We start from the raw sequence: 18,866 nt of genomic DNA, 5'->3' as shown, positions 1-18,866 counted from the left end.
ATTTTTCCTTTATTCTTAACATTACAATGAACATTAGCGTTGACTAAAACTTGCTCTAAACGGTTTTTTAGGGACAACTACATCTTTGATGTCACAGAAAAACTCGAAGCTCCAATTGCCCCCTTCTCTACCAATTCCCGAACGTTTAATTCCGCCAAAGGGCGCTTCTAAATCACGGATCCCAAAACTATTCACCCAAATAAAACCCGTTCTGATGCGCTTAGATATTTCTGTTGCATGACTTTGTTCGCCATAACACACCCCACCCAAACCATAATCAGTACCATTGGCCATAGCGATAACTTGGTCATCACTACTGAAAGTTTGTAGGGTCAACACAGGACCAAAGACTTCATTTTGGACAATTTCGTCGTCTTGCTTAAGATTGGTCACTAAGGTTGGTTGAAAATACAACTCACCGTATTCATGTTTAGCTCCGCCCCAAAGTACCGTGGCACCGGCCGATTTAGCCCGTTCGATAAAACCGGCGACCCGCTCAACTTGACGCTGATGAATGATAGGCCCAACTTCAGTAGCAGGATCACGGGGGTCGCCCACTGTGAGCGCCTCCACATAGCCGCGCATCGCTTTAACAAAGTCACTTTTTATAGATTCATGCACCAATAAGCGTGTGCCCGCTAGGCAAACCTGTCCGGCATTGCGATACATCAACGCGGCGGTGGCAGCGGCGTTGTCAATATCCGCCCCCGCTAACACTATGAATGGACTTTTACCGCCTAGCTCCAAACTGCACGGCACGAGATTTTGGGCGGCAGACTGTGCAATCAACTTGGCCGTTGGCACAGAGCCAGTGAATGAAATTCTGGCAACCCTTGGATCGGCTACTAACCCTGAACCAGATTCAGCGCCGTTTCCTTGCACAATATTGAGTACGCCTGGAGGTAGACCAGCCGCTTGTGCGGCATCTGCCAATAATGAACTGGTACAGGGTGCCCATTCTGGTGGCTTTAAAATACAGGTATTGCCTGATGCCAGTGCCGGTCCTAGTTTCCAGGTTGATAACATCAGTGGCGCATTCCAAGGGGTAATGATAACCACTACACCGGCGGGATCATGACGAACCAAATGTTCAGCTTGATTAGTATTTATTGTGTGATCTTGCAAGGTCAACGCTTGCTCAGCAAAATGCCGAATGTTTAACTGGACTCTTTTTACGACACCGTGCTGCATGCGTGACAACAGGACACCCGCATCGTTACTTTCAACCAAAGCAAAGTCATCATTACGTTTGCCAATTTCATCAGCAAATTTATCCAAATATACTTTTCGTTCCGCGGCTGATAGGGCTGACCAAGCAGGAAAAGCCTGCTCGGCGGCTTCAATCGCTTGATTGATAATTTCTGGGCTGCCATTGGCTACTTTACCTAGAAGTCGACCGTCAATAGGAGAAAACACATCAAGATAATGTTTTGCCGCTACACGCTGCCCAGCAATGTAATGATCCGATGAAATATTTATCTCATTAATTTTGATAAATTCACTCATTAATCAAATTCCTTGAAAGATTCAGAGGGTAAAAGCACACTTATAATTAACAATTAAACAGTGCTTTATTTACAATATTGAAACAGATTCTGGGCTAGACAGTAGTGGAGAACAAACGTTATTTACCAAACAATTGATTTGTAAAAATGGATAATAAAAGGTAGTAAACAAAAATAGAGCGTAATATCTGACAATTAGAAAGGCCTAAAATTACGATATATTTGCTTTAAAGTAAGGTTAAATTAAAGCGTTATGCAGTGAATACCTAACGGGAAGATGTTTAGAAACATTAAAGAATCAAAATTAAAAACTGTAAAAATACACTCATAAAAAGGTTTATGAGTTCATTGGTGACTGACGTTTACGATTTATTCATCCAGACTGCGATTAAAATTATCACGATATTGACGAGGGGAAAGGCCAGTCCAGCCTCGGAAGGCGCGAGTAAATACAGCAGGATCAGAAAAGCCTACTTTTTCAGCCACCTCTTTAATAGGCAAAGAATATAGAGTCAATAAACTGGTGGATTTGTCGCGCCGCACAATATCTTTAATTTGTTGAAATGACGCTCCCTCATCTTTTAACCGGCGCATAATCGTACGGGTTGTCATATACAACTGTTTCGCTACGTCATCAATTGAGGTATTGCCATTGCATATTGTGTTTTTCAATATACGTTTTACTTCAGCAGATACACTATAGTCGGCTTTATATTGGCGAAATAACTCTAAGGGGCAATGATGCATAAAAGACTTAAGTGAACCTTCACTCTGTTTCACTTGACGAGACAAATATTGAGTGGGGAAGACTAAACTAAGCGTTCTGCAATCAAATTTATGACTACCCGGAAATAAATAACTGTATTCTCTGGCATGTTGCGGACTAGGATAATTAAAACGAGTCTCTGTTAACGGCAAGGAATCAGCAATTAACCAAGATGCATAACGATGCCAAGCTAACAAACACATTTCTGCAAATAGATGACCAAAATCCTCTGCTGGTGTAACGCTATTAACAGATATCACAGTATGTTCTGGCCCAATGTCTAAGCTTATAAATTCAAATCGGGTCACTAGGTTGTAAAACCGCACACCTAATTCCAAGGCTTTTTGTAGGGTGGGTTGATTGACGGTTAATTTACCCATCATAAAATAAGTACCGAGCTCTAACCTGACCGGAGATAACCCCATACTTTCTTCTTTTGACTTGTCCCAACAGGACTTTTGAAAGACCGATAAGTCTTCCGTCCTCACCCGGACATCAGGCTTGTCGATCACTTCCTTGGCGATATTCGCGGCAACAAGTAAGGCGTCGCCATCTAATCCAATCTTGTTGGCTAAGTGGTACAAGGCGCTTATATAGTGATTACATGCGGTACCGTATTCGCCTTTATTATGCATCATCACTTCCTGAATAGATTTAGGGTAAATTAATCAAAATTGAGTTAGTCATCTGTCGTTCTGTTACTTAAAATGACTCATGACTTTTTTCAGTGAGTTAACCACTTATCCGACAAGTCCGTTTTCATTCAAATTTATGGCTCTACAAGCTTGCTACAAATTGCCAACCCAACTGCAGAGATAGCAGGGTTAAAATCACTTTAAATATTAACTTAAATTTTTCATTCGCTAATTTTTTTAACAGTTTTAACCCCAGCCAAGTACCAAGAGTTCCGCTTATTATCATAGCGGCAATTAAGGGTAACCACTGCCAAAACGAAAAACCTACTGCAGTATAAACAATAGCTTTTAAACTATGCTGAAAAGTTAAGCAGCTAGAAAAAGAAGCGGTAAAACGCAACTTATCGTAACCTTTTGAATAAATATAACTACCAACAAGTGGCCCACTAGCGCCGACAAACATCGACAAAAACGTAGTAAATAAACCATATAGACTATCGGCGACATAAGAGCTTTGTTTAGTAGCAGTTGGCTTGATCCAAAGTAGATACAGCACAAACAATGCGATAAATATTTTCATGGTGTCTAGAGGGATCATCATGACCAATTGCGAGGATAGCAGCGCTCCAACCACGCTTCCTAACGAAAAATAAGCTAATAGTTTAAAATCAATATGTTTAAAGGTCATTACCGCTCTATTCGCGTTAGATCCCAGTTGTACTAATCCGTGCACGGGGATCACCACAGCCATTGGCAACATAGAGGCCATCACCACTAACAACAATAAACCACCACCAGCCCCAAACGCGGCAGTGATAAACGAAGTTAAACCTGCAAGCATGACAAAGGCGAAGGCCACGGTTGGGCTTAACATTTCGTTGCTGAAAAACTCCATCTAAAAGTATAAAGCCTTGTATTGAAAGGACACTTTCACTTTATTCATCCTCCAAACTTTATGCTAACAAACGTACCAATCTACAATAGTGTGTCAGCCGTTTAACTGGGGGCCCACAGCAACCAGTGATTTACCATTACTGACATCGGTAAACTTAACAAAATTACTAATAAATTGTTCAGCAAGGTTTTGGGCTTTGACTTCCCAGTTTGCAGTGCTGGTGTAAGTATTGCGTGGATCCAATACCTTTGCATCCACACCTTCAATGGACTTGGGTATCTGCAAATTAAAAATGGGTAAATTACAGCTAGCATGCTGTTCTATAGAGTCATCTAGTATGGCGTCAATAATGGCACGAGTATCCTTAATAGAAATTCGCTTACCAGAGCCATTCCAACCAGTGTTAACTAAGTAAGCTTGGGCGTTTGCAGCCTGCATACGTTGCCGCAGGACTTCTGCATATTTTGTAGGATGTAAACTTAAAAACGCCGCGCCAAAACAACTCGAAAAGGTGGGACTAGGTTCAGTGATACCACGCTCTGTTCCCGCCAGTTTTGCCGTAAAGCCCGATAAAAAATAGTATTCAGCTTGTTCGGGAGTGAGTTTAGCCACAGGCGGCAATACACCAAACGCATCTGCGGTTAAAAAGATAACTTTATTAGCATGCCCAGCGCGAGAAATGGGGCTGACAATATTATCGATATGATGGATTGGGTAGGATACACGGGTGTTTTCAGTTTTAGAGTTATCCTCAAAATCAATCTTTCCGCTGTCGTCAACTGCGACATTTTCTAATAATGCATCACGGCGAATGGCTTGATAAATATCAGGTTCGTTTTCTTGACTGAGGTTGATTGTTTTTGCATAACAGCCGCCTTCGAAATTAAATATGCCGTTATCATCCCAGCCATGTTCATCGTCACCAATAAGTTGACGTTTAGGATCGGTAGACAAAGTGGTTTTTCCTGTACCAGACAAACCAAAAAAGATCGCTACATCACCCTTTTTACCCACATTGGCACTGCAGTGCATCGACGCGATACCTTGCAGCGGTAAAAAGTAGTTCATCATTGAGAACATACCTTTTTTCATTTCACCGCCGTACCAAGTGCCACCAATAATCTGGATTTTTTCAGTGAGATTAAAAGCGACAAAATTCTCTGAATTTAGCCCTTGCTCTTGCCATTTATTGTTTACCACTTTAGCGCCATTCATTACAATAAAATCAGCATCAAAGGTAGCAAGTTCCTCATTGCTAGGGCGAATAAACATGTTTTTGACAAAGTGTGCTTGCCAAGCCACCTCAGTGACAAAGCGCACGCTCAAGCGGGTATCTTGGTTCGCTCCACAATAAGCATCCACAACAAATAAACGTTTGTTAGATAACTGCTTGGTGACTAAACCTTTTAAATGAGACCAAGTCTCAACAGACATAGCTTTGTTATCATTCTTACCTTGATCAGACCACCAAATCGTATCGCGGGTAGTGTCATCTAAAACAATATATTTATCTTTGGGAGAGCGACCGGTAAATATCCCCGTATCCACTGAAATAGCACCAAGTTCAGTAACCAATCCTTTTTCAAAACCACTTAATGTAGGAGCGGTTTCTTCAATAAATAATTGTTCATAGCTAGGGTTATAAAGTATTTCAGTCGTATTGCTTATGCCTAAACTAGACAAATCAATAGCAGTTTCCTCATTATTCACTACTGATTTTTGTGAAGCGCCCATATTGATAATATTCCTTGCTGTAGTTGCATTAAATAAGTAAGTGTTTGTTGTTTATGTGTTTGGATTAATCAAAATTGACTAAAACTCTTCAGTATCAATTTCCACTTGCGTCGCTGCGGGATAACGTGGACCGCTAATCTTTTTGTAATCAAATACCTTATCTAATAAGGCTAACTGCTTATCAGTTAAGCTAATCTCACTGGCCGCCATATTTTCGGTTAAATGAGACAGTTGAGTTGTTCCAGGAATGGGGATGACATGTTTACCTTGATGAAGTAACCACGCCAAACTGAGCTGAGCCAAAGTACATTGCAGCTCTTTACTCAAGGATTTCAACTCGGTTATTAAAGGTAAGTTACGCTGCATATGTTCTGCTTGAAAACGCGGCATGCCCCTGCGGATATCACCTTCAACTAGGGCATTTTTACCTGTTACCTGACCGCTTAAAAAACCACGTGCTAGGGGCGAAAATGCCACAAAAGCAGCACCTAATTCTTGACAGGTATCAAGCACTGATATTTCTGCATTACGAGTCCACAGTGAATATTCGGTTTGTACTGCAGCAATGGCATGCACTTGATGTGCTTTTCGTAAAGTAGCAGCGGATACTTCAGACAAACCAATGGACTTGATTTTACCTTCGGCCACGAGCAGTGCTAACTCACCTATACTGTCTTCAATAGGCACATTTTTGTCCCAGCGATGTAAATAATAGAGATCAATCACATCGGTTTGCAGATTACTTAAAGACTGCTCAATAGTTGCTCTTAACGTGACAGGGCGACCATCAATCACACGTTTGCCATCCACGCCCGTCATGCCACATTTACTGGCTAAAAAGAATTTGTGCCTATGGGATTTTAAGGCTTTTCCAAGTAGCTTTTCGTTATTGCCAAATCCGTAAAGGGCAGCAGTATCAAAGTGATCCACGCCTAAATCAATCCCTTGATGCAACAGCTGAATTGCCTCTTTTTCAGAAGGAGGCGTACCATAGGCGTGGCTCAAATTCATGCAGCCCAAACCTATTGGTTTGAGCTTTTGATGGGCAATACTTCGAGGTGACATGATCAAGCTCCTGCTTTTTTAACTATTAAGCTGCTGCTCCAAATCGTGCAGCACCTTATAACAAGCCAATACTTGGCCGACACTTGAATTAGGCTCACGGCCTTCTTTAATTGCGCTAAAAAACTCACGATCTTGCAATTCAATACCGTCCATAGATACATCCACGTTTGATACATCTATGGCTGTGCCTTTACCATCCTCTAAATCATCATAACGGGCTATGTAGGTACCGTTGTCACAGATATAGCGGAAAAAGGTGCCCAGCGGACCATCATTATTAAACGATAATGACAAAGTACAAATCGCCCCATTTTCAGCTTGCAACTGAATCGACATATCCAGCGCTATGCCTAACTCGGGATGAATTGGCCCTTGCACTGCATTGGCTTTAACAATTTTGCTGCCAGCCTGATATGCAAATAAATCCACGGTATGAGCGGCATGGTGCCATAACAAATGATCTGTCCAAGAACGGGCTTCCCCTTTGGCATTGATATTTTTACGACGGAAAAAATAAGTTTGCACATCCATTTGTTGGATATTGAGTTCACCAGCGGTAATTTTTTGATTAACCCACTGATGGGAAGGATTAAAACGACGAGTATGACCCACCATGCACGTTAAGCCGGTTTCTTGTTGGGTTTTGACTACCGCTTGAGAGTCAGCCCAGCTATCAGCCAAGGGGATTTCAACTTGTACATGTTTGCCCGCTTGCATACAAAGAATAGATTGCTCGGCATGTTGCTGGGTAGGCGTACATAGAATGACTGCATCAGCCTCTATTTTTAATGCCTCTTCTAAACTGGTAAAAGTTTGTGCAATACTGTATTCATCAGCGACTTTTTGAGTCTTGTCTGGTGTGCGGCCTACTAAGGCGACGACTTCAACACCGTCGATATTTTTTATACCGTTTAAATGTTTTATACCAAAGGCACCTGGGCCTACTACTATTACTTTCATGTTAACTCTCCAAATCTATTTATTTTCTAACACCAGGTGGCCAACAGCCGTGTTTGAGGCGGGCACATGATAAAAGCGCTGTTTTACGTCAACATTGTCATTCAAAGCACCACGCATAATAAGCCACATGATTAACTCTATGCCTTCAGAACCCGCCAAATTGATGTAATCAAGATGGGGTTTTAAAGCTAGATTTTCAGGGTCATTCACAATGTCATCTAAAAATGCATTATCAAATTCTTTATTGATTAAACCTGCCCGTGGGCCTTGTAATTGATGGCTCATCCCGCCCGTCCCCCAAATTTGTACATTTAGGTTTTCATCAAAACTTTCTACCGCTTTACGCAATGCTTTACCTAGGTTGTAGCAACGTTGACCTGATGGTGTAGGGTAAAGCACCACATTCACTGCTATAGGAATGACTTTACAAGGCCAGTTTTCTGGCTGCCCAAACATGAGTGACAATGGCACCGTTAATCCATGATCAACATCTAAGGTATTCACCACTGTTAAATCAAAATCATCTTGGATTACCGACTGCGCAATATGGGAAGCAAATTCAGGGTAACCCTTAACATTGGGCACTGGACGCGGCCCCCAGCCTTCATCGGCGGGTTTAAATTCTTCGCCCGTTGCTATAGCAAAAGTCGGCACCAAATTAGAATCGAAGGCGGTAGCATGGTCGTTATAAACAAGTAAAACCACATCAGGTTTTTGTAGTTTTATCCATTCTTTAGCGTATTCATAACCATCAAACAGAGGTTTCCAATAATCATTTTGTGTCAAACCATTATCGATAGCGGCCCCAATAGCTGGTACATGAGATGTCGCCACACCTGCTTTAATTTTAGCCATAATTAACTATCCTTCTGTAATGTGTTGCTGCTATCGGGAACTCGTCCTCCTGATAACATCATTTGCGCATATTCTTCTTGCGTCATACCCGTCATAGTTGATGCTGCAGCTTGAAAACTAATACCGTCACTTGAGAATATTTTTGCCAGAAAATAGATATTGCCTCCAAGGCTCATCATTTGATTGTAATCTCGCGCCATGACCGCTTCTTTTTGTGCTTCACTCATTGGCCATTCATCAAGATAGGCTTTTTCATTCTGCTTGAATTTTTCGCGATTAGGCGCTTTCATTAATGACATGCAAAACTGGTTTAAGTGAAACCCTAAACGTGCCATATCGGCATCAAATATGGTGGTACCCGGCACATTTTTATAAGGTTTATCAATAGCCATATGTATTCCTTATTTCGACCAATACAAACGCATTGGATTATCGATTAATAGCTTTTGCTGTAACTCAGCAGTGGGTGCAAAAAGTGGGATCATGTCCACTAATTTACCGTCATCTGGCATATGACTTTTCATATTTGGGTGAGGCCAGTCAGTCCCCCATAAAACACGGTCGGGGAAGTGTTCAACCACTTTACGAGCAAAAGGCACAACGTCTAAATAATTATTGTCAGGACCTACAATAGAGATGCGTTCAGGACAACTGACCTTTGACCATACATTGTCATTTTCTTGCATAAATTTTATGAATAATGCGAAGTCATCACCATCTACAGGTTTACTCACATCTGGACGCCCCATATGGTCAACAACTAAGGTGGTAGGCAAACTCGTAAAGAAGTCATAAAGCTCAGGTAAATCTTGACTTTCAAAGTAGATCACTATGTGCCAATCTCGGGTAACAATTCTATCGGCAATACGCTTTAAGGAATCAAAAGGCAATGCATCAACTAAACGCTTTACGAAATTAAAGCGTACACCTCGCACACCAGCTGCGTGCAATTTATCAAGCTCAGCTTCTGAAATATCTTCTTTTATGGTCGCTACGCCGCGGGCCAAACCATTCGAGGCTTCTAAGGCGTCAACCAAAGCACTATTATCAGCTCCATGGCAAGTCGCCTGCACGATGACATTACGGCTAAAGCCTAAATATTGGCGTAGGTCCCAAAGTTGCTGTTTTGATGCATCACATGGAGTGTATTTACGTTCAGGAGCAAAACCAAATTCACTACCGGGACCAAATACATGACAATGAGCGTCAACTGCACCTGCTGGTACCTGAAAACTAGGTTTTGACGGTGATTGATGCCAATGCAGCCAATTGGCATCCATTACAAATTCACTCATAATCCCATCCCCTTTAATTTTTTATCTAACCCCGGATACACTCGACGGGCATTACCTGAATATATTTGTGTACGTTGTGCCTCAGTCAGATCTAAACCGTCTACATAACGTTTGGTATCATCAAAATAGTGACCCGTTTCTGGATCTATGCCCCGCACGGCACCTATCATTTCTGAACCAAACAATATATTTTTAAGGTCGATAACTTTAAACAGTAAATCGATGCCCGGCTGATGATAAACACAAGTATCAAAATACACGTTATTCATTACATGTTCTCGCAAAGGTGGCTGTTTAAGCATATCCGCTAACCCACGATAACGGCCCCAATGGTAAGGTACAGCGCCACCACCATGAGGAATAATAAAACGTAATTCTGGGAAATCTTTGAATAAATTTCCTTCCAAAAACTGCATAAATGCTGTGGTATCGGCATTCATGTAGTGAGCACCAGTAGCGTGAAAATTAGCATTACATGAACCTGATACATGGATCATCGCTGGCACATCTAGCTCAACCATTTTTTCGTAAAACGGATACCAACTAGGGTCTGTTAATGGTGCCGAATTCCAATGCCCACCAGATGGATCAGGGTTCAAATTACAACCGACAAAACCTTTTTCAGTCACGCAACGTTCTAATTCTTCAATAGAGTTTTTAATGGGTACACCTACCGATTGTGGCAATTGGCAAACACCAATAAAGCGTTCAGGGTACAAATCTACAACTCGTGCAATTAAATCATTACAAGCACTGGTCCATTGCTTAGATACAGCTTCGTCACCAATATGATGAGCCATAGCAGACGCTCTCGGCGAAAAGATTGTCATGTCTAAACCACGTTCATCAAGCAATTTAATTTGATTCTTTTCTATGCTCTCACGGATTTGGTCATCGCTAATAAACGGTACTTCAGGTAATGCTGTACCTGCCTTAAACGCCTTAATTTGCGCTTCACGAAAAAGCTGTAATGGCTCAGGCGCTGTTGTGTAATGGCCGTGGCAATCAATGATCATATTATATTCCTCTTGATTCGGAGACTGATTTGTTTGTCCGTAATAACATTAATAATTTTCAGCCATGGCTTGCTAATTCGCCATGGCTTCGCCACGCATCAACAACCGGGCGGTACGTAATAAAGCGGCGCGATGAATTTTGAAGTGATTGATATCGGCACTGCCGCTCACTTCCATTTCTACATTAAATTGACCAGTAGGATGTTCGACCACTATTTCTACGCTGCCGTCGGCAAAGTTTTGTTGTAATAAATCGTGGACAACAGTGCCCTTCAGCACACAGGCAGTAGCGACACTGACCGATCCTAAGACACCTATGGCATCATGTACCCTATGGGGAATAAAGCTACGAGTATTCAGTAAACCACCATGCAAAGGTTTAGAAATTAAGGTCATTTTGGGAACGGTTTTTTTACTGACATCACCTAAATTCATTAACTCCCCCGCTTTTAAACGGATAGCTTCAATTTTTTCTTTGAGGCTTTGATTGGCCTCTAATTCAGCGGGCGATTCATGACCTAACAAGCCGAAATCGGCGGCCTTGAGCAATACCACTGGCATGCCATTATCGATACAAGTCACAGCAATATCATTTATCAGATCTTGGCTATTTCCACTAGGGAACAAGCTGCCACAACTAGAACCAGCGATATTTAAAAAGTCGATTAATATTGGTGCACTAGCACCGGGAACGCCGTCTATTTTAGCTTCACCAGTATAGGTCACTTTACCTTGTGGGGTTTGCACTCGTGCCACGGCATTAGAGCCAGTATTGAGCATATGAATACGCACATCGGTATAATTTTCATCCGCTGCCACTAAACCTTGCTCTATGGCAAAAGGACCGACCCCGGCAAGAATATTCCCGCAATTTTGCGCGTCACTGATCTGAGCTTTATCCACCACCACTTGAAGAAACAGATAATCCACATCGGCATCGGCGCGAGTCGATTTACTCACAATAGCCACTTTACTGGTAAGCGGATGGGCGCCTCCCAAACCATCAATTTGGCGATCATCTGGTGAGCCCATTAAACTCAGTAATAGTGGGTCACGTAAAGCAGGCTCAGAAGGCAAGTCAGAGGCAAGAAAATACAAGCCCTTAGACGTGCCACCACGCATGATATAACAGGGAATAACTTGCTGGTCATGGTTTGCATGCATCACTATTGCTCGTCGTACTTAACGTAAACCAAACCTTTGGCAGCAAGACGTTCACGCATGTTATAAATATCTAGGCCTAACTCCCCCTTTTCAAATCGCAGTCGTTTCGACTCTTCATTAGCAATACGTTGCTCTACTTTCGACATGACACTCTCTGCTTCTTCCCGTTGCACCACAACCACGCCGTCTTCATCGGCAATAATCATGTCGCCAGGACGGATATAAGCCCCAGCACAAGTCATAGGTACATTGACATTGGCAATGGTTTCTTTAACACAACCTTGGGAGAAAATGGCTTTTGACCAGACAGGGAAATTCATCTCTGTAAGGGTGGCTGTGTCACGCACCCCACCTTCTATGATCAAACCGAGTACACCCCGCGCTTTAAGGGAGGTCGCTAATAAATCGCCAAAAAAACCGTCAACACTAGGGCTGGTTGGTTTAACTACTAGTACATCACCTGGCTGACATTGTTCAACCGCAACATGGATCATCCAGTTATCGCCAGGTGCCACTTCGCATGTGACTGCTGGGCCGGCAATTTTTGCTGGTTTATAAATAGGTCGCATATATTCAGCTAGTAGGCCTTTTCGCCCTTGCGCTTCATGCACTGTAGCGACTTCGGCAGCTTGATACTTAGCCACCACTGTTTTGTCTGGACGAGGAATATCAGTTACACAAATTGCCATAAATTCACCTAGTAAAGTCATTTAACGATAGAGAGTATGGCCCAAGCCTACGTATAAATAACTTTAGAAAGCTGTCTTAGATCATTAATTTTTTCTATAATGGAATAATTACTCATTTAAAACTTGTTAGATACCTTGCTATGCATATCAATACACGGCATTTACTTTGTGCCATGAAAATAAAAGAATGTGGCACATTGAGTCAGGCTGCGAATCAAATCCATTTGACTCAATCTGCTCTCACCCAAGGTATTAATAAGTTAGAGTCAGAACTTGGCCATGCAATTTTTAGTCGCTCCCATGCAGGTATGCGACCTACTGAAGTCGGTGAACTATTTTTGTTGCGAATAGAGCGCGCCTTTGAACACTTACACGAATTTGTCAGCATTTTATTTGCCAACGACAAGGCGAAACGCCAAACGTTTCTGCGCGCAATCACTAGTAGGCAACTGACAGCATTGATCCATATTGTAGAATTACAAAGCTATACTGCCGCCGCCCAACACCTAGGACTGTCGCAACCTACTTTGCACCGCACCATCAAAGATCTTGAACAGTTTTGTGAACAAGCGTTATTACAACGCTCGCCGACAGGCGTAGAACCCACTTGGCGCGCCAAACAACTGCGCCGTTACGCCAGTTTGTTTTTTGCAGAATTACAGCAAGGCATCGACGAAATGCATGAGTTTAATGGTCAAGTAAACGGTTCATTGCGCATAGGTAGTTTGCCTTTAGCTAGATCAGGGCTTGTACCCTTAGCCGTGTTACAACTTAATGATGAGTTCCCCGAAGCAAGTATATCCATTGTAGATGGACCCTACGGTGAGCAATTTAATAGCCTGTTGCATGGGCAACTTGAATTAATAGTGGGTGCCCTACGCTCCCCAAATCCAGATACAGTGCAGCGCCAGTTGTTTAAAGATCAACTAAGTATAGTAGTGAAAGCCAATCATCCGCTGGCAACGCGCCAATCCATCACAGCCGCCGAATTACAGCAACTCGATTGGGTAGCGCCAGCTAAAAGCACACCAGCTCGCCACGTATTCAGTCAGATATTTGTGAGTCGTGGTTTAGCGCCGCCATCCCATGTGATTGAATGTAGCTCTTTAGTAGCAGTGCGTGGAATTTTGCTCAACAGCGAACGCGCCGCTTTGTTACCCGCCCGACAAGTAGAAGTGGAAGTACGCGCCGGTTTACTTGTTGTTTGCCCCATGACCTTACCAGATACGGATAGAGAGATAGGTATAACCATGCGCAAGACATGGCGTCCGACACAGATGCAAAGTCGCTTTTTAGAAATCATCGCGCAGTTGGTAATGTGATAAACATATTGAGTCTAGTATTTAATTTAGACTTGCCCCTTCTTATTCCAAGATCGCTGACTTTGCGATTTAATTTTTATGCGGTTTAAACTAAGGTAATATCATTTAGCAATTTATAAATTTAAAATCAATCTTCATTGAAAAATCTAAGGAAAGCCTCTTCTATGAAAAATTTCACTCGGTTAGTTTTTGTTTGTCTTCTTTTCACTCTGAACATTCATGCTTTTGCTGTCCCACCTAAAGTTATTTCCTTAGACGGTAAACTCAAATCACTTATTCCAGCGAATGAACCGGGATGTTCGGTCGGTGTTTTTGAAAATGGAAAGGCGTTGATCAAAAAAGGTTACGGATTAGCGAACGCTGAATTGAATGTCGCTATGTCTAATAATTATGTGCAGTAATACATCAATTGATGTTAAAAATATTGCCAATGTAATAGATAAGTGGTACTTCAGCGAGAACAATTAACAAAATATCCAAGATAACAACTGTAAAATCAGTTAGATGCGATTACTCGTTATTCTGAAAACCTTACCGAACCGTTGGCCTACCTCTTAATGCAAGACCACTTCACACTACTTGCGCCACTATCGGTATAGTATATAAGTAAGCACTAACGGTATTCGTTATCCTAAACGCTACCAACCATGATAAAACCAAACACAGGACAATTAAACTCTGACTACCCAGCAGTCTATCCATTACTCCTAGTATATTGAATACTCAAACTAGATTACGAACCTTAGTGGAAAAGGTATAAGGCAGCATCAAATAGTTATGGATTGATGGCTAGATTTGGAGGTCTCTTATGCCCTTCTACTGCATATTTTTACTTAACGTAAATGCGCCTCTAATATCTTCTAATGTAAACCCTACTGCTAAGTCGGTTGGATAGTGTTGTTGGATTTTTTCGAGCAACTCCGGGGCAACCGATTGGCCGTGACAACTCAAACATAAAGGGCCGGTAGGTATAGCTTGCATGTAGCGAAATGTATTTTCCTCTATCTTACTTACGATTACAGGTTTGCTTTTGCCTATCTCTTTATAGGTTTTATCAAGCTGCATCAACATTTGGGTTTCCCATGCATCGGGTTGATTGTTTTCATTTCTTGCCTTTAGACTAGTTCTGTTAATTTGCCAGCCATCGGACGATAGATTTTTAGCTATTTGTGGAGCTTGCGATTGGCAAACCTCAACTGCATTTTCCAGCCCTCCTTGTTGAATCGCGCCGAGCAAAGCGGCTTTTAGCTCTGTTGAGTACTGCTTTACTTTGATTAATGCCGCTTTCTCTAATGTTTGTTGCGCATAGGCGAGATTTATTGACGTGAATGTCAAAGTTATTAGTAGTAGTTTTCGCATTTTATTATCACTCTTAAAGGCAATGGGGTTTAGAAATCATTAAAATTGATACAAAGCAAAAGTCGGGCCTTAATTAGGAGAGACCTAAACAACTGATAAATAAGAGGTTAATACTTCACACCGTAAAGTTAATGACAGTTTTGACAAGCCTAGGACAATTATGACATTTGATTGGATTTCGAGGTCTTTTGTGGGCATCTAAATCTACAAACTGTGATTAGATCAATGCTCAAACAGCGATATCTACCTGATGTATTGCGCCTAGGCTGTTGTTGTCGGTCATAAATACACTGGTTTGGCGTATTTGCGCAATAGCATTTCCACGATCATCGGTAAATGTGAATGGGGTATTTGCCGCGTTGAGTGAAATGGCTCGGATCCCGCCATCGGCTAAGGACATCAATGAGTTTTTTCCGTCCCATAGACTAAGCGCTTTATATAAATCGTCGTCTGCTTCAATCAAACCATTGTTATCATCGTCAAGCTCGGCTAATTCAGTAAACCCCTGTCCCGTTTGCGCGCCAAAAAGCTCTGTTCCGTTGTCAATCTCACCATTTTGGTTTCGATCATAGGCTAGATACCAAACCCCTGATGCCAATTCTGGGATCAATTCTTTTTGTCCATCAGCATCTAAGTCAAACGCCTGTTTATCTTCGGCATATAACTGTGCTTTGTTGCCAATGTTTAACACTAACGGATCAGTAAACTCGGCAGCCGTCAAAGTTAACTGTTGTTCGATGTCTAGCTCTCTGGTATAGCTCAGCGACAAGCTCATTGAAGTGACTGCACCTTGCGCATCCTCTAGTTGCAAAGTGGTATTGTAGTCCATTCGTTCATACTCATAGAGCCTTTCACTTACCGATAACACACTGCTTTCGTTAACTAAATGACCTTGCAACCTTGTCTCTTGGCTGCTGAATTGCTGCCAAAAAGAGAATGTGTTGGATTCACTAGTAGATGTATGACTAAGTTGTTGGTTTTCGCCGTAAATAGTGATTTTTCTACCACTTAGATTTTCGATGGCTCTTTTCTGAACCTCTTGTTCTGGCGATAAGCTAACGCTATAAGCCTCATCTTCCAAGGTTGTGGACTGTGTTTGTTCGCTTCGCGCGGCAGAACCATCTGTTTGACTGACATTTTTAACCGCAATAATTTCACGCTCGTGAGAACGCTCGAACTCATGATTAACATGAGTCTCTTGACTAGAAATTTGCATCATAACAATACCCCTCATCAAACGTTATCTGCCAAAGTGTTAGATACTTTACTAAAACTTTTTCAGCAAAAATTAAGACGCCCCTGAAACGAGTCGCTTTCGAGAGCCTGCAATCTTTAGATAAAAACGGGTTTATTAACTGTTAGGGATTTCAGCTAGATAAATATCGGCTTGTCGACTATCTGTTTGGCTATAAATCAAATAGTTGTGGTCAGGGCTGACGGCTAATGGCACCCCTATTGCTGTGGGTAATATATCGGTGATTTTTAGGTCATCATTTTTTACTAAACTACTTCGCCAGATGCCTTTGTCAGCGCCGAGTTTAGCGTAATATAAATAGTTGCCCTGCACACTCCAGAAGTCCTTCACTTGTGAATCTAAATGATCAATAAGCACTTGCTGATTGTTACCATTGAATTCCATAGAATACAGGGCGTTACTATCTGTTCGAGAATAGACTATTTGATTATTCTTGGAAATGTGTAACCGTTCGACACTAAAATCACTTAGTTGTGTGACCTGCCCCTGCTGAGTAATTTTAATTAAGAATGAGGTTTCCTCTGGCTGTTTCGAAATAGCAAAGATATTGCCATCAGCGGCATAGTGACAACCATGGTATTGCCCAGACATGCCATAAAGAGGTTGATACAATTTGCTGGCTAGGTTGATTTGATAACAGCGATACCCTGTAGCACTGCGACTACTCACCAGTAAATGACTGCCATCAAATGACCAATTGGGTAACACTAGGTCAGCGTCTTCTATCGCCAATATTTGCCTTTGCTTTTTTGTCTCGAGGGAATATAACCAAATAGCGGCTTTGCCTTTTCTATTACTCACAAAGGCTATCTGTTTACCATCGGGAGAATAGCGTGGGAAATTGTTATATTTTATCGACTGAATAATAGGTTCAGAGCTAGGATTATCAACGGTTAAATCAAGCTGCCAAATATTGGCGTTATAACGCACTTCGTGAAATGCCAATCGCGTGTTTTGGCTATCAAGGCTTGGATATTTAGCATCCCTCGCCCCAAGTAGTTCTTTTTGCTGTTGATTAATATCTACTAACCACAGGTTTCTATCTCCTAACACATTACTATCGTAAAGCAGCCCTTGGCTACCTTTCAGCCAGCTAAAACTGGTAATAAACGCGGCTTCTTGGGTCAAGTTTGTTGCGACCGTAGTGGTCTCTGGTTTGCCTAGCTGAGTAAGGTGTAAATTACGAATCGAATCGTTACCACGGGTGAAGGCTAAGTATTTTCCATCAGGTGAAAACCGTGGACGGGTATCAAAAATATGTTGTTGCTGTGGAAAGGTTATTTGTCGATGTTGCTTGCTTTGAACATTATATTGCCAAATAGCGGCGACCTCAGAAGCATCATCATCTTTGGTACTAGCATCGCGATTAACATAGGCGATAAGTTGACCGTCTGCTGACCAATCAATTATCCCCGCAGAGTTCGGTGAAAGACAGGAAGTTAAAGGTTCTCGTTGCAAGGACGGTAATTGATACACATACACAGTGCAGCTTTTATCTGAAAGAGCTGCCACTAACAATTGTTTATCGTCGGGAGAAAACGTAGCAGAAACTAAATGCTGTTTAGGATCGCGTATTTCGAACAGCGTTTCCCCATCGAGATCCAGTACCTTAACAATAACTCTTTGCTGCTGGGTGACAGAAAACGCGATCTTATCCCCTAAACTAGACAAGGCCGGTTGGTGTTCAAATTCGCTATCAGTGGTGAGTCTTTGCGCTGTGATTAAAGCCGATTTAAGCGCCGCTGAAGGAGTGTTAGTTTTAGCAAACTGACTAACAATATAAATTAAGCTTAAGAAACAAATTCCCATTATTAATGCGTATTTATAATTGATGACAGACTGAGTAACACTTTTAACAGAAGGATTATTTGACTGTGTCTGTACCTCGTGAATAAACCGATATCCCTTTTTAGGCAAAGTCTCAATGTAAATAGGCTTAGCTGTGTTATCGCCTAACGCTGCTCGTAACTCGGCAATACACCTTGAAAGTGCATCCTCATTGACTAACTTGTCTTTCCAAATTACCTCTATCAATTCATTTCTGCTGAGCAAATTACCTTGATTGCTCAATAATAATTGCAATAACTGCGACAGTCTTGGCTGTAATCGCAGTGATTTTTGCTTGGAACTTAACAGTCCATCCACAGGATTAAAGTGCCAATCTGCAAAATGATAGATTAACTTGGGCGTTGAATTGGAATCAGTCATCATCCGAATATTGTACATTAAAACAAATAGTTATCAGTATTTAGTCTACAAAATTAAACATCAGGAGGTTTTCAGGAGGGTTTTAAGAAGCTCCCCGAAGGTTTTTTGCTGGTTAATGTCTAAAGTTCCATTGTATCCATGCA

The 18,866-nt window shown here is 41.8% G+C and carries 17 protein-coding genes; 2 read left to right on the top strand and 15 right to left on the bottom strand.

Features of this window, described 5'->3' with window-relative positions; translation table 11 throughout:
- Positions 1 to 33: 33 nt before the first annotated feature.
- The 12 genes from ABJK37_RS01130 to ABJK37_RS01075 all read right to left on the bottom strand — a co-directional run bounded on the left by ABJK37_RS01130 (position 34) and on the right by ABJK37_RS01075 (position 12,579).
- Positions 34 to 1,506: an aldehyde dehydrogenase gene (locus ABJK37_RS01130; RefSeq protein WP_348349235.1), complete on the bottom strand. Its 1,473-nt coding sequence runs from the start codon at positions 1,504 to 1,506 to the stop codon at positions 34 to 36.
- Between the two features lie 368 nt (positions 1,507 to 1,874).
- Positions 1,875 to 2,909, bottom strand: coding sequence for an AraC family transcriptional regulator (locus tag ABJK37_RS01125; RefSeq protein WP_348349233.1), 1,035 nt, complete (start codon positions 2,907 to 2,909; stop codon positions 1,875 to 1,877).
- 139 nt (positions 2,910 to 3,048) lie between these two features.
- Positions 3,049 to 3,801, bottom strand: a complete 753-nt coding sequence (locus ABJK37_RS01120; RefSeq protein WP_348349231.1) for a sulfite exporter TauE/SafE family protein — start codon at positions 3,799 to 3,801, stop codon at positions 3,049 to 3,051.
- A 93-nt stretch (positions 3,802 to 3,894) separates the two neighbouring features.
- On the bottom strand, positions 3,895 to 5,535 hold the full coding sequence (pckA, locus tag ABJK37_RS01115) for a phosphoenolpyruvate carboxykinase (ATP) (protein WP_348349229.1): 1,641 nt from the start codon (positions 5,533 to 5,535) through the stop codon (positions 3,895 to 3,897).
- Positions 5,536 to 5,613: 78 nt separating this feature from the next.
- Positions 5,614 to 6,600, bottom strand: a complete 987-nt coding sequence (locus ABJK37_RS01110; RefSeq protein ID WP_348349227.1) for an aldo/keto reductase — start codon at positions 6,598 to 6,600, stop codon at positions 5,614 to 5,616.
- Positions 6,601 to 6,618: 18 nt separating this feature from the next.
- Positions 6,619 to 7,560 (bottom strand): Gfo/Idh/MocA family oxidoreductase, encoded by a 942-nt coding sequence (locus tag ABJK37_RS01105; protein ID WP_348349225.1) that lies wholly within the window; start codon positions 7,558 to 7,560, stop codon positions 6,619 to 6,621.
- A gap of 15 nt (positions 7,561 to 7,575) precedes the next feature.
- Positions 7,576 to 8,415 carry a class III extradiol dioxygenase subunit beta gene (locus tag ABJK37_RS01100; protein WP_348349223.1) on the bottom strand — a complete coding sequence of 280 codons (840 nt, stop codon included), beginning with the start codon at positions 8,413 to 8,415 and terminating at the stop codon, positions 7,576 to 7,578.
- Between the two features lie 2 nt (positions 8,416 to 8,417).
- Positions 8,418 to 8,807: a protocatechuate 4,5-dioxygenase subunit alpha gene (gene ligA, locus ABJK37_RS01095; protein WP_348349221.1), complete on the bottom strand. Its 390-nt coding sequence runs from the start codon at positions 8,805 to 8,807 to the stop codon at positions 8,418 to 8,420.
- A 9-nt stretch (positions 8,808 to 8,816) separates the two neighbouring features.
- Positions 8,817 to 9,710 (bottom strand): amidohydrolase family protein, encoded by an 894-nt coding sequence (locus ABJK37_RS01090; protein WP_348349219.1) that lies wholly within the window; start codon positions 9,708 to 9,710, stop codon positions 8,817 to 8,819.
- Positions 9,707 to 10,726 (bottom strand): amidohydrolase family protein, encoded by a 1,020-nt coding sequence (locus tag ABJK37_RS01085; protein ID WP_348349217.1) that lies wholly within the window; start codon positions 10,724 to 10,726, stop codon positions 9,707 to 9,709. Before ABJK37_RS01085 ends, ABJK37_RS01090 begins: the two co-directional genes overlap by 4 nt.
- A 72-nt stretch (positions 10,727 to 10,798) precedes the next feature.
- Positions 10,799 to 11,890, bottom strand: coding sequence for a 4-oxalomesaconate tautomerase (locus ABJK37_RS01080; protein WP_348349342.1), 1,092 nt, complete (start codon positions 11,888 to 11,890; stop codon positions 10,799 to 10,801).
- 2 nt (positions 11,891 to 11,892) lie between these two features.
- Positions 11,893 to 12,579 (bottom strand): 4-carboxy-4-hydroxy-2-oxoadipate aldolase/oxaloacetate decarboxylase, encoded by a 687-nt coding sequence (locus tag ABJK37_RS01075; RefSeq protein WP_348349215.1) that lies wholly within the window; start codon positions 12,577 to 12,579, stop codon positions 11,893 to 11,895.
- Positions 12,580 to 12,719: 140 nt separating this feature from the next.
- Here ABJK37_RS01075 and ABJK37_RS01070 point away from each other — a divergent pair, with 140 nt between their 5' ends.
- Together ABJK37_RS01070 and ABJK37_RS01065 are read left to right on the top strand one after the other, a co-directional pair.
- Complete coding sequence (locus ABJK37_RS01070; protein WP_348349212.1) at positions 12,720 to 13,901, top strand: LysR family transcriptional regulator; 1,182 nt, start codon at positions 12,720 to 12,722, stop codon at positions 13,899 to 13,901.
- 164 nt (positions 13,902 to 14,065) lie between these two features.
- Positions 14,066 to 14,302 (top strand): hypothetical protein, encoded by a 237-nt coding sequence (locus ABJK37_RS01065; protein WP_348349210.1) that lies wholly within the window; start codon positions 14,066 to 14,068, stop codon positions 14,300 to 14,302.
- A gap of 415 nt (positions 14,303 to 14,717) precedes the next feature.
- Here the strand turns inward: ABJK37_RS01065 and ABJK37_RS01060 are convergent, their stop codons facing one another.
- From ABJK37_RS01060 to ABJK37_RS01050, 3 genes are all read right to left on the bottom strand, one after another.
- A complete protein-coding gene (locus ABJK37_RS01060) occupies positions 14,718 to 15,260 on the bottom strand; it encodes a DUF3365 domain-containing protein (RefSeq protein WP_348349208.1) in 543 nt (180 codons plus the stop codon).
- 229 nt (positions 15,261 to 15,489) lie between these two features.
- A complete protein-coding gene (locus ABJK37_RS01055; protein WP_348349206.1) occupies positions 15,490 to 16,479 on the bottom strand; it encodes a hypothetical protein in 990 nt (329 codons plus the stop codon).
- Positions 16,480 to 16,611: 132 nt separating this feature from the next.
- On the bottom strand, positions 16,612 to 18,741 hold the full coding sequence (locus ABJK37_RS01050) for a winged helix-turn-helix domain-containing protein (protein WP_348349204.1): 2,130 nt from the start codon (positions 18,739 to 18,741) through the stop codon (positions 16,612 to 16,614).
- Between the last annotated feature and the right edge of the window lie 125 nt (positions 18,742 to 18,866).

The organism is Paraglaciecola sp., from assembly GCF_039964565.1.
Lineage (GTDB): Bacteria > Pseudomonadota > Gammaproteobacteria > Enterobacterales > Alteromonadaceae > Paraglaciecola.
This window is presented reverse-complemented; position numbering and strand designations above follow the sequence as displayed.

Bases quoted from the DNA above. Each gene is read 5' to 3' on its own strand.
- ABJK37_RS01055 (WP_348349206.1), bottom strand. From the start codon at position 16,479: ATGATGCAAATTTCTAGTCAAGAGACTCATGTTAATCATGAGTTCGAG.
- ABJK37_RS01080 (WP_348349342.1), bottom strand. From the start codon at position 11,890: ATGCATGCAAACCATGACCAGCAAGTTATTCCCTGTTATATCATGCGT.
- ABJK37_RS01110 (WP_348349227.1), bottom strand. From the start codon at position 6,600: ATGTCACCTCGAAGTATTGCCCATCAAAAGCTCAAACCAATAGGTTTG.
- ABJK37_RS01105 (WP_348349225.1), bottom strand. From the start codon at position 7,560: ATGAAAGTAATAGTAGTAGGCCCAGGTGCCTTTGGTATAAAACATTTA.
- ABJK37_RS01060 (WP_348349208.1), bottom strand. From the start codon at position 15,260: ATGCGAAAACTACTACTAATAACTTTGACATTCACGTCAATAAATCTC.
- ABJK37_RS01120 (WP_348349231.1), bottom strand. From the start codon at position 3,801: ATGGAGTTTTTCAGCAACGAAATGTTAAGCCCAACCGTGGCCTTCGCC.
- ABJK37_RS01085 (WP_348349217.1), bottom strand. From the start codon at position 10,726: ATGATCATTGATTGCCACGGCCATTACACAACAGCGCCTGAGCCATTA.
- pckA (WP_348349229.1), bottom strand. From the start codon at position 5,535: ATGGGCGCTTCACAAAAATCAGTAGTGAATAATGAGGAAACTGCTATT.
- ABJK37_RS01100 (WP_348349223.1), bottom strand. From the start codon at position 8,415: ATGGCTAAAATTAAAGCAGGTGTGGCGACATCTCATGTACCAGCTATT.
- ABJK37_RS01075 (WP_348349215.1), bottom strand. From the start codon at position 12,579: ATGGCAATTTGTGTAACTGATATTCCTCGTCCAGACAAAACAGTGGTG.
- ABJK37_RS01050 (WP_348349204.1), bottom strand. From the start codon at position 18,741: ATGTACAATATTCGGATGATGACTGATTCCAATTCAACGCCCAAGTTA.
- ABJK37_RS01130 (WP_348349235.1), bottom strand. From the start codon at position 1,506: ATGAGTGAATTTATCAAAATTAATGAGATAAATATTTCATCGGATCAT.
- ligA (WP_348349221.1), bottom strand. From the start codon at position 8,807: ATGGCTATTGATAAACCTTATAAAAATGTGCCGGGTACCACCATATTT.
- ABJK37_RS01065 (WP_348349210.1), top strand. From the start codon at position 14,066: ATGAAAAATTTCACTCGGTTAGTTTTTGTTTGTCTTCTTTTCACTCTG.
- ABJK37_RS01090 (WP_348349219.1), bottom strand. From the start codon at position 9,710: ATGAGTGAATTTGTAATGGATGCCAATTGGCTGCATTGGCATCAATCA.
- ABJK37_RS01070 (WP_348349212.1), top strand. From the start codon at position 12,720: ATGCATATCAATACACGGCATTTACTTTGTGCCATGAAAATAAAAGAA.
- ABJK37_RS01125 (WP_348349233.1), bottom strand. From the start codon at position 2,909: ATGATGCATAATAAAGGCGAATACGGTACCGCATGTAATCACTATATA.